Genomic DNA, 11,014 nt, shown 5'->3' on the forward strand with positions numbered 1-11,014 from the left:
ATCGATCCAAAATTGCCAACCAGACATAAGTAATCGTGCAAAACCAATTGCATAATAGAGATTGGGAAAGGGTTAAGGGTTAAGGGTTAAAGGAATGACAAAAGAGGGATTAGAAATCAGAAATCACTCTCCTAATCCCCCACAGGCTTCCTATTATAGGTTATGAGTTATAGCCCTTCGGGTTCGGGTGCGTTCCCTTGCGCCTTACGGCGACGCGGGGTCACCCTCAATTATAGGTTACTCTTTAACCCAGACCAGGAATAAATTTCAGCTTCTTGGTAGCTTTTTCGGCTACTTGAGAATAGCTTAATTCTCCACAAAGAATTTTACCCATCAATTGACCCGCAGTAGGACGCTTAACTCCCACTTTGTAGGCAATTTTGGGAGCTTTGAAAAATAAATTTGCTAAAAAGTCTGCCTTCGCTAGATTTGCACCCCATTCTTGATTTACTGTTTCGCTATAATCCGCTAGAGCATTGTCATCTCCAGCGATCGCCTTATCGATAGCACTAGCAGCTTGAACTCCAGTATATAAAGCAGGACGAATACCTTCCCCAATCAGAGGATCGACCATGCCTGCTGCTTCTCCTACTAGTAAAGCGCGATCGCTATGGAGAGGTCGATTGGACTCCCACAAGTTTAAAGGATGTTCGCTATATTCTCCCTGGCTGGGATCTGTGCCAAATAATTCGGCATATTTATATAGTTGTTTTTTCAATTCGTCAGCTTTGCCTTTAGGGTTGCGGACATAAGCAGCACTCAAGGAATAGCCGTCGGCTTTAGGAAAACACCACATAAAACCATTTTTCAGAGAACCAAAATCGAAGAAAGCCGTTACTTTACGGCGATCGCTTAATTCTCCTGGTACTTGTAAACTAGCAGCTAAGGTTTGCTTGGCTTCGGCGAATCCTAATAGCTGGGCAACTCTACTATTTGCACCATCGGCTGCAATTAAATATTTTCCTGCAAATTGACCTGCGTTAGTAGTAACTTGCCAAGTTTCCCCTTCTAGCTTAACTTCCTGGACTTCTACACCAGCCTTAAATTCTGCACCTTTACTGACAGCTTGTTCGATCAATAGGCTATCAAACTTATCTCGTTGCACCATCCACATAGGGGTTACACCTTTAAGTTCCACCTCCGCAGGATCTTTCAGGTTGAAAGTGTATTTAACTTGAGAGACTTGGTTTTGTACGACGGAGGCAAAATCAAAATCAAACCATTGAGAGATTGCAGGAGAAACTCCACCGCCACAAGATTTTTTACGAGGAAAATTAGCTTTATCTAATACTAAAACCGAATTTCCTTTGCTAGCTAAATGATAAGCAGAACTACTTCCAGCAGGGCCTGCACCTACGATAATACAGTCAAACATTATTAATACCTTATTTTTATTAAGAAATGTCTCTCAACCTTTTACACAGTAATTCAAGGCAAACAGATCGGTCAACAAACAGTTTTACCAATTCTGCCCCTACGGTAAAAAATGTGCTTGAGTACAATAAGGAATTGATAACTAATTGCCGATAAGTAAAAAGTGCCACCATCTCCAACTCGCATCTTAATCGCAGCAAGCGGTACGGGAGGTCATTTATTTCCCGCGATCGCTTTAGCCCAACAGTTACCCGATTATGAAATCGAATGGTTGGGTACTGCCAATCGTTTGGAAACCAGTCTCGTACCAGATGAATATCCCCTCCATACTATTCCTGTAGAAGGCTTTCAACAAAAATTGAGCCTCAAAACTCTCAAAATAATTTCGGGCTTTATTGCTTCTATTTTCCAAACCCGTAAAATCATCCAAGAACGACAAATCGATGCTGTCTTTACTACGGGAGGCTATATTGCTGCCCCTGCTATTTTAGCCGCACGTTTAGAAAACAAACCTGCGGTAATTCACGAATCAAATTACATTCCTGGCAAAGTTACCAAATTTCTCAGTCGTTGGTGCAATATTACGGCTTTGGGCTTTAATGGTACTGCAAACTACTTACCTCAAAGTGAAACAGTTTATGTCAGTACTCCAGTGCGAGCGCAATTTCTCACGCCTCAACCGATCAATCTAGATATTCCTCAAGATGCTATGGTAATTCTGGTAGTGGGTGGCTCTCAAGGAGCAGTTGCCGTCAATAAATTAGTCAGAGAAGCTGCCCCTGCTTGGTTCGATTTGGGTGCTTATGTAGTCCATCTGACGGGCAAAAACGATCCCGATCTAGATAGTCTCCAGCATCCTCAATATATTGCTTTACCTTTCTCAGACAATATGGCAGGATTATTGCAGCGAGCCAATTTAGCCATTAGTCGAGCGGGGGCAGGTACAATTACCGAACTGGCTTTTACTAGTACTCCTGCGGTATTGATTCCCTATCCCTACGCAGCAGAAAACCATCAAACTTATAATGCCCAAGAACTAGCCGATGCAGGGGCAGCAGCAATTTACCAGCAATCGGAGCTTACTGCTGAGATTTTACAAGAAAAAGTATGCCGTTGGTTGCGATCGCCAGAATTGTTAGCAGAAATGGCAAATAAAGCTCAAAGTCTCGCCGTTACCGATAGTGCCGCCAGATTGGCACAGATAATTCGTAACTTAGTTAACCAATAAATAGTAGTCAGATAGAAATAATGCTCAACTACACCAAGCCTCTTTATCCTTTACTACTTGCTTCTGCTAGAAGCGATCCCGAATCCGCCCACCGCCAGATGCTCGATATTTTGCATAACCTCGAAGTTAATCGTCATTCTCTTTGGGGTAATTTGACCATTAAGCAACTAGAAAAATCTTTTTGCTTCCAAGATTCTCGCCTACAACAAACATTATGGGGTTTAGATTTTAAAAATCCTTTTGGGTTAGCACCAGGATTTGATAAAGATGGCACGGCTGCCAATATTTGGAGTAGTTTTGGTTTTGGTTTTGCCGAACTAGGTGCGGTTACCCTCCACGCCCAACCAGGAAATCCTCGTCCTCGGATGTTTCGTCTCCCCGAAGATCAAGCTGCTTTAAATCGCATGGGTGCAAATAACTTAGGTGCTGCCGTCATGGCAGATACTCTCGCGCAATCTTGGCGCAGACAAGCCCGTAAAATTCCCATTGGGATTAATCTCTGTAAATCGAAAATTGCTCCTTTAGAAGAGGCAGCAGTAGATTATGTAGGCAGTTTTCAATATTTAGAAGATGTTGCCGACTATTTTGTCATTAACGTTAGTTCTCCCAATACCCCAGGATTGCGATCGCTCCAAGCAGGGGAACAGTTAGAACCAATCCTATCGGGCTTGCAAACCGCAAATACCCAAAAAAAACCGATTCTAATTAAAATAGCTCCCGATTTGGAATGGGAAGATATTAAGGATATCCTCAATTTGGCTGATAATTACAATCTTGCTGGGGTAATTGCTACCAATACAACTATTAGTCGCGATCGCTTGAATACTAAAATTCTTAAAGAAACAGGCAAAAGCATTCAAGATGAGCCAGGGGGAATTAGTGGCTTACCTATCAAAGAAAGAGCTACAGAAGTTATTCGCTTTATTTATCGAGAAACAGGCGGTAAATTGCCGATTATCGGTGTGGGTGGTATTTTTAACGAAGAAGATGCTTGGGAAAAAATTATTGCAGGGGCAAGTATCCTACAAGTTTATACTGGCTGGGTATACGAAGGACCTTGGATGGTGAAAAATGTTTTATCGGGTTTATTAACCAGACTCGATCGCGAAGGATTGAATAATATTAGCGAAGCTGTCGGTTTAGAACACGAGTAAAAATCACTATTTGAAATATTTTTCTAATGACTAACCGTCAAAATATCGCGCGCGGAGCATTGTTAATCGTTGCTTCAGAATTAAGCTTTGCTCTCAGCGCAGCTATCATTAAATCGATTTCTGCCTCGTTACCTAATGAATCAATTGTATTTTTTCGTAATTTCTTTGGGTTGGTTATTCTTGCGCCTTTTCTCTTAAAGGCTAATCTCAAAATCTTAAAAACAGAACGTTTACACCTCCATCTAATTCGTTCTGGCTTTGGTATGGGGGCAATGTATTGTTTTTTTTATGCTTTAGGTAAAATCCCTTTAGGAGATTCGATGTTAATCAAATGTACCATCCCCTTAATTATTCCTTTTATCTCTGCTGTGTGGTTGTCAGAAAAAATAATTAGGCAGGTAATTTTAGCTGGTATTTTAGGATTTATTGGCGTTTTTTTGATTTTAGAACCGACTGGAGATACTAATCCAGCAAGCTTAGTTGCCTTGGCTAGTAGTTTGATGGCTGCAATGGCTTTTGTATCCGTACGCAGGCTTTCGGCGACAGAACCAACTTTACGGATCGTGACTTATTTCGCTATGGTTGGTCTTTGTGTTTCAGCTATACCTTTAATTTGGTCTTGGCAATCTCCCACTTTAAAACAATATTTAATGTTATTAGGGATCGGATTGACTACTACTATCGGTCAATTATTATTAACTCGCGGATATCAAAATGCTCCTGCTGCGAGTGTGGGAATTTTTACTTATACTTCTGTCCCTTTTGGAACTTTTTTAGGTTGGTTATTTTGGGACGAACTACTAGATAGTAATTCTTATTTTGGGGCTATTTTAATTATTTTGGCTGGCTGTATTATCTTAAAAATGAAATCTCACGATTGATGAAATGACCAAACATTGAATATTTTGATAGTTATTAATTAAAAAAAGCTTAATCTTTTCGCGATCGCTATTTTTTTAGAGCTACGATCTAATTCATCCAGCTACAGATATTAGTTAAATAACTAATATTTTAGTCCCAAATTATGGGGGAAGTAATATGTTAGAGCTAATTTCCACCAACTCGGAAAAAACAATTGGATTCGCGATCGCAGGAAAAATCGAATCTGACGATATCAACCTAGTTACTCAGGCGATCGAACAAAAGCTGAAAACCCATGACAAGCTTAGGATTTATGCTGAAATAAATAAAATGCAAGGTATGTCGATTAAAGCTTTAATTAAGGACATTAGTTTTGCTCTAAAACATTTCCGAGATTTTGATAAAGAAGCTATTGTGGCAGATAGCAAATGGTGGCAAAGATTTGCTGTATTAGGCAACAAGTTAGCACTAACTACGGAAGTAAAATATTTTTCTTTTGCCGATAAAGAACGAGCTTTACAATGGATTAATAGTTAAAGATTATTCAACAACAGCTATCTTCTAAACTTCAAAAGCTGACTGAATATAACTTTCAATCGTTAATCGATATGGTGCGATCGCGACTGGTATGCCCAAATCAAAATTCTGCAATTGTTCGATATTTTTTAGTTCGGCTGGTTGTTTTGTTTTCATATAACTAACTAGTGCCACGTCAAAACGACAGGGAAACTCTGCTAATTGTGGATATTTTGCTAAAAATGAAGACGCAGTTTTAATAATTTTCTCTTGTTTGCCAGCATTGATAGCCAACAATCCATTTTCGTCCCAGTTATTTTTACTGCGAGTTTTTACCTCTACAAACAGAATAGTTTCATCCCTACAATCTTGGGCAATAATATCTATTTCGCCCCAACGACAACGCCAATTTTGCTGCAATATTTTGCAGTTAGATAATTCTAGCCACCTGATTATTAACTGTTCCCCTAAAGTACCAATATCCTGCATGAAAAGTTATTGAGAATTACGATATTTTTCAATTTCTGCCATATTTTGCTCGCTCCATTCTGCCAACAAAGATAGGGGTTCGACTATTGTTTCTCCTAGGGTAGTAAGAGAATATTCAACCTGAGGGGGAACTACAGGATATACTTCTCTTTTGACCAATCCATTTTTCTCTAATTTACGTAGAGTTTGAGTTAAAACTTTTTGCGAAATCCCTTCTATTTTCCGTTCCAATTGTTTGTAGCGTCTGGTTTGATAAGCCAAACAATAAATTACAATTACACTCCATTTATTGCCAATAATATCTAAAACTTGCTGTGTCGGACAATTTATGGTGAACAACTCGGGTTCGGGACGATTTCTGATTAATTTACGCACCATTTGGTCTGTATATTACTTATTAGTACCTTCTTGATTCCTTAGAGGCATTGGCTTAATCATATCAATAAGGTATTTATTGCTAACTAAATATATGTCCAATCTGTTTGATTCTTTTCAGTTAGGTGCGATCGCTTTAGCCAACCGTATTGTCATGTCTCCCATGACTCGTTTGCGTGCCGATGGCACTATTCCTACAGAGTTAATGGCAAAATATTACTCCCAAAGGGCGACTGCGGGTTTAATTATTACCGAATGTACTGCCATATCTCCCATGAGTTTGGGCTACATGAATGTCCCAGGTATTTATAATCAAGAACAGATTCAAGGCTGGAATCTAGTTACCGATGCGGTACATCAGCAAGGGGGTAAAATTTTTCTCCAAATTTGGCATAGTGGCGCAATAGCTCATTCTAGTTTACTCGATGGCAAAAAACCAATTGCCCCCAGTGCGATCGCTCCAAAAGGTCAATTACACACTCCCGTAGGGAAAGTACACATTGAAACACCCCGCGCCTTAGAAACTTCTGAAATACCTGAAATTGTGGCGCAATTTCGCACCGCAGCAGCTAACGCCAAACAAGCTGGCTTTGATGGCATAGAATTACACGGCGCATTCGGCTATTTAATCGATCGCTTTCTCCAAGATGGTACAAATCAACGCACGGATCGATACGGCGGAAGTATTCCCAATCGCACCCGTTTCTTATTGGAAGTAGTCGAAGCGGTAACTCAAGAATGGGATAGTCAATCTGTAGGAATTAAACTTTCTCCCAGCAACACTTTTTACGGCATGAGCGATTCCAATCCTCAAGGGACATTTGGTTATGTTATTAATAAATTAAATGATTTCAATTTGGCTTATATTCATCTCATGGAAGCAAGCGAAGCAGACTTAAAACATGGTGCTAAGATCCACCCAGTCTTACCCGTCTTTCGTCCGTTATATCAAGGAACGATTATTACCAATGGCGGTTACGATAAAGATACGGGAAATAAAGTAATTGAGCAAGGAAAAGCCGAATTAGTTTCTTATGGTAGACCTTATATAGCCAATCCCGACTTAGTAGCCAGATTCAAACAGAATGCAGAATTAAATGAATTCGATCCTGCTACTTCCTATGGTAGAGGGGATACAAAAGATGCCGATCGAGGTTATACCGATTATCCTTTTTTGTAGTTTACGTATCTGTCTGTGTTATTAGAGAAAAGGGTAAAGGGAAATAAATTGATTCTTTCAGAGCCTATTTATAAAGTAAAGCTTAAGCAGTTAAACGACGCAACATAATGGGTGTCATAACTGCATAAATAGCAGTTTCACTCATTTCTGGTAATTTTTCGTAATCTTTGGAAAGACGACGATACCAATTAAACCAGCCAAAAGTACGTTCGACAATCCATCTTTTTGGTAAGACTTCAAATTTTTTACTCTGGCGTTTAATAACTTCTACTCTAGCCTGAGTCATTAACCAAACTCCCAAAGCGAAATTATCTCCTTTGTATCCTGAATCTACCCAAAACAATTTGACTTTCTCTAATACAGATGGTTGTTTTTCAATCAATTCCATGATGGCGTAAGCTGCTAATATTCTCTCGCTGGCATTGGCTTCAGCTACTATGACTTTGAGAACCAATCCCAAACTATCTACCAAAATCTGTCTTTTACGTCCCTTGACTTTTTTTCCACCGTCGTAACCAGATACTTCCCTTTTTTTTCCGTCGTTTTGACGGATTGGCTATCAGCGATCGCTACTGTAGACGGCGGAGATTTATTTTCTCGTTCTCGGACTAATTCTCTCAACTTTTGGTTGATGGTTTCCCAAATTCCTTTTCTTTGCCATCTTCGATAATAGCTATATACGGTTGAAGCAGGAGGAAAATCCCGAGGAAGATATTCCCACTGACATCCTGTTTTTAGATAATAAAGATTTTAAACATTTACGCTAAAATTTCGCTTAATTTAGTCAATAACTGCTGTTCGTTATAGGGTTTAGAGAAATAAGCAGAAGCTCCTAGATTCATTGCTAGCTTACGATGTTTGTCATTACTACGAGAAGTTAGCATGGCAATGGGCAAATCGGCAAATTCTGACTGCTCTTTAATCTCTTCTAGAACTCCGTAACCATCTAATCTAGGCATTTCTAGATCGCAGATAACTCCTTGGACTTCTAAACCAGCCAACAGTTTGTCTACTGCTTCTCGACCATCTTTGGCTTCTTCTACTAGATAGCCTGCTTTTTCTAGGGTTAGACCGAGATAGCGACGGACGTTAATCGAATCATCGACAATTAGAATCGTTTTAAGGTTAGGGATATTAATAGTTTGAGCATTGTGACTATTAGAGCGATCGCTATTTTCTGACTGACTTATCGCTTCAACAGAAAACGCCATCGGATCGAGGGCAGGAATAACTGTTCCATCCCCCAAAATCACCGAGCTAACTATCCCAGGAGCTAAAGGTATCAGACTGTCAATGGGTCTAATGGTAAATTCTTGCTCGTCCCAGAAACGATCTATTTTTAGGGCGCGGAAAGATGTTTCGTCTCCAACTACTAGGGTCATAGTCTGATTAATCGTAGGAGTACCAGTTAAACTAACCCCATGATGGGGGCGAGCGTAAAGTAAAATTTTATCGATCTCAATTAAAGGAATTTCCGTCTGATTCCAAATGATGCGATCGCTTTCTGTATTTAAAATAGCTTCGGGAGGAGAATCGATTAATTCCCTAATACTATCGGCAGGAATGGCAAAGATAATACCGCCCTGTTCGACAATTGCTACCCGCAAAATCGACAAAGTAAAGGGAATTGTGAGAGTAAAAATAGTTCCTTTTCCTTGGTTAGTATCCACCTTCACGTCACCGCGAACTTCTTGCAGGTTGGTTTTGACCACATCCATACCAACACCCCTACCAGAAAGTTCGGTAACTTCTTTTGCTGTACTAAATCCAGGTTCAAAAATAAAATCTAATAAATCTGTTTCGGGTATTTGTTGGGCTTCCGATGGCGTAAAACCCATCTGACAAAGGCGATCGCGTATCTTATCGGGATCTATTCCCCCTCCATCATCTTGGAGGGTAATCATAGTATAAGCACCTTGATTTCTGGCTTGGATAGTAATAGTGCCTATTTCTGGTTTGCCTCGTTCGATCCGTTGTTCGGGTTCTTCTATGCCATGATCGAAAGAGTTACGCAACAGGTGCATTAAAGGATCGCCCAAAGCTTCGATTACGGAACGATCTAGTAAAGTATTTTCGCCAATAATTTGGAGATTGACTTGTTTCTGAAACTTAAGATTCAGCTCACGAATAATTCTAGGTAGGCGTTTGACCGCATTGGCGAAGGGTAACATTTGGGTGCGATTAACATTGCCTCCCATAGATTTGGTGGTGTAGTGTAGTTCTCTAACTGATTGAGAAACTTCCCGTACCCCCAGTTCAATATCTTCTGCCACCTCTTGTAGTTGCACGATGGTTTCAATTTGCTCCTGACAGATGAGATGAATCTCGCTGTAGCTATCCATTTCCAAGCTATCGAAACCCGATTGGAGATCGCCCATTGGTTCTGAATTATTGCCAAGAGAAGTTAAACTCAAAGCTGGTTGTTCGCGATCGCTCAACAATCCTTCAATAGAAGCGCGATCGTACCATTGTTTGAGGCGACTGTTAGAACTTTCCATTTGAGCCATGCGCTGACTCATTAGAACGACAACATTCTGGAGTTGTTCCAGTCGTAAATTGATACTATTACGGTTTAAAATTAACTGCTCGAATAGAGTATTAAATTGTTTGAGTTGAGATGCGGGAACTCTCACCATCTTGTCGATTTTATCAACGGGCGATCGTTCTTGGGGAGTTAAATTGGCTTTTGGTTGACTAACGGTAGAAGGTTCGGGTTCTGGAGTTTCGGTACTATCTTCCTCAAATGCTGCTTGCAAACCCCCTAAATCTAAGGAACTATCTGCTAGAGGGTCGAATGCCTCCTCGGTACTATCTTCCTCAAATGCTGCTTGCAACCCCCCTAAATCTAAGGAACTATCTGCTAGAGGGTCGAATGCCTCCTCGGTACTATCTTCCTCAAATGCTGATTGCAACCCCCCTAAATCCAGGGAATTAATTGATAGAGAGTCGAATGCCTCCTCCTCCTCGGTACTATCTTCCTCAAATGCCGACTGCAAACTCTCTAAATCTAAGGAACTGTTTGCTAGAGGGTCAAAATCTGGAGTTTCGGTACTATTTTCCTCAAATGCCGACTGCAAACTTCCTAAATCTAGGGAACTATTTAGCTCTAGACCATCTGTTGGGACTTCGATCTGACTGTTGCTAAAGCCTTCTAAATGAGAAGGTAATTTCTCAATACTGCCCCTTAAAACCAAAGCGTGAGAACGTCTCCAAGTCTTGAGAGCTTTCTGGGCTAGAGTGGCAAGTTCCGAAGGAGATATGCGCTCGATTTCTGCTTGAATTGATTCACACAGTTGAATAAAAGGCTCAAGACTTGCCATATTGCCAAAGCCGATTAACTCTTGAGTAGTAGCAGACAACTCTTGCGCTAGTTCGGTAAGATTCAATTCTGATAATTGAGTTTCAAAACGATCCAAAACCCCATCAACCCCTTGTTCAAAGATCAAGACAGCAGGATCGAAATCTTCATTTTGCGCTAAAAGAGCAGTTTCATCTGCAGCATCCAAATCTCCCAATCGTTCTCTTAATCGCTCTAGAATAGGTTGACTGCGTTGGTTAATTTCTGATTCGCTAACCTCTTTTCCTTGACGGCGAAGATTAGCAATGTAACGCAGTAGATCTACGCTTTGGAGCATTGATGTTTCGATTTCTGTTTCAATGCGATCTCCAATATGACGAACCCGCAATATTTTAAGAAAATCTTCGATGCGGTGGGCAACTTGACTAAGAATATTAAATCCCATCATCGCTGCCCCTCCTTTCACCGAGTGAGCAGAACGTAATATTTGGTCTACTGTTTGAGCCTCTAGCAAGTTATCTGTCAACCCCAGGAGATTA

At 40.5% G+C, this 11,014-nt stretch carries 9 protein-coding genes and 1 pseudogene; 5 read left to right on the forward strand and 5 right to left on the reverse strand.

From position 1 onward, the window contains the following. Positions 1-244: 244 nt before the first annotated feature. Positions 245-1,375, reverse strand: coding sequence for a geranylgeranyl reductase family protein (locus AC33VI_RS16105; RefSeq protein ID WP_491783281.1), 1,131 nt, complete (start codon positions 1,373-1,375; stop codon positions 245-247). Positions 1,376-1,537: 162 nt separating this feature from the next. Here AC33VI_RS16105 and murG point away from each other — a divergent pair, with 162 nt between their 5' ends. The 4 genes from murG to AC33VI_RS16125 all read left to right on the forward strand — a co-directional run bounded on the left by murG (position 1,538) and on the right by AC33VI_RS16125 (position 5,154). Next, positions 1,538-2,602 carry an undecaprenyldiphospho-muramoylpentapeptide beta-N-acetylglucosaminyltransferase gene (gene murG / locus AC33VI_RS16110; RefSeq protein WP_491783282.1) on the forward strand — a complete coding sequence of 355 codons (1,065 nt, stop codon included), beginning with the start codon at positions 1,538-1,540 and terminating at the stop codon, positions 2,600-2,602. 20 nt (positions 2,603-2,622) lie between these two features. Then, complete coding sequence (locus tag AC33VI_RS16115; protein ID WP_491783283.1) at positions 2,623-3,756, forward strand: quinone-dependent dihydroorotate dehydrogenase; 1,134 nt, start codon at positions 2,623-2,625, stop codon at positions 3,754-3,756. Between the two features lie 26 nt (positions 3,757-3,782). After that, positions 3,783-4,637 carry a DMT family transporter gene (locus AC33VI_RS16120; protein ID WP_491783284.1) on the forward strand — a complete coding sequence of 285 codons (855 nt, stop codon included), beginning with the start codon at positions 3,783-3,785 and terminating at the stop codon, positions 4,635-4,637. A gap of 157 nt (positions 4,638-4,794) precedes the next feature. Then, positions 4,795-5,154 carry a SpoIIAA family protein gene (locus AC33VI_RS16125; protein ID WP_491783285.1) on the forward strand — a complete coding sequence of 120 codons (360 nt, stop codon included), beginning with the start codon at positions 4,795-4,797 and terminating at the stop codon, positions 5,152-5,154. A gap of 24 nt (positions 5,155-5,178) precedes the next feature. Here the strand turns inward: AC33VI_RS16125 and AC33VI_RS16130 are convergent, their stop codons facing one another. Further along, positions 5,179-5,622 carry a YraN family protein gene (locus AC33VI_RS16130; protein WP_491783286.1) on the reverse strand — a complete coding sequence of 148 codons (444 nt, stop codon included), beginning with the start codon at positions 5,620-5,622 and terminating at the stop codon, positions 5,179-5,181. A gap of 6 nt (positions 5,623-5,628) precedes the next feature. Beyond that, on the reverse strand, positions 5,629-6,000 hold the full coding sequence (locus tag AC33VI_RS16135; RefSeq protein WP_491783287.1) for a winged helix-turn-helix transcriptional regulator: 372 nt from the start codon (positions 5,998-6,000) through the stop codon (positions 5,629-5,631). 91 nt (positions 6,001-6,091) lie between these two features. Here AC33VI_RS16135 and AC33VI_RS16140 point away from each other — a divergent pair, with 91 nt between their 5' ends. Then, positions 6,092-7,177: an alkene reductase gene (locus tag AC33VI_RS16140; protein ID WP_491783288.1), complete on the forward strand. Its 1,086-nt coding sequence runs from the start codon at positions 6,092-6,094 to the stop codon at positions 7,175-7,177. 82 nt (positions 7,178-7,259) lie between these two features. Here AC33VI_RS16140 and AC33VI_RS16145 read toward each other — a convergent pair. Then, positions 7,260-7,921: pseudogene (locus AC33VI_RS16145) on the reverse strand (IS5 family transposase); the annotation flags it as partial. A 14-nt stretch (positions 7,922-7,935) separates the two neighbouring features. Continuing rightward, on the reverse strand, positions 7,936-11,014 hold a 3,079-nt coding region (locus tag AC33VI_RS16150; RefSeq protein ID WP_491783289.1), incomplete at its 5' end, for a hybrid sensor histidine kinase/response regulator.

The sequence above is a fragment of the Waterburya sp. genome, from assembly GCF_058530065.1.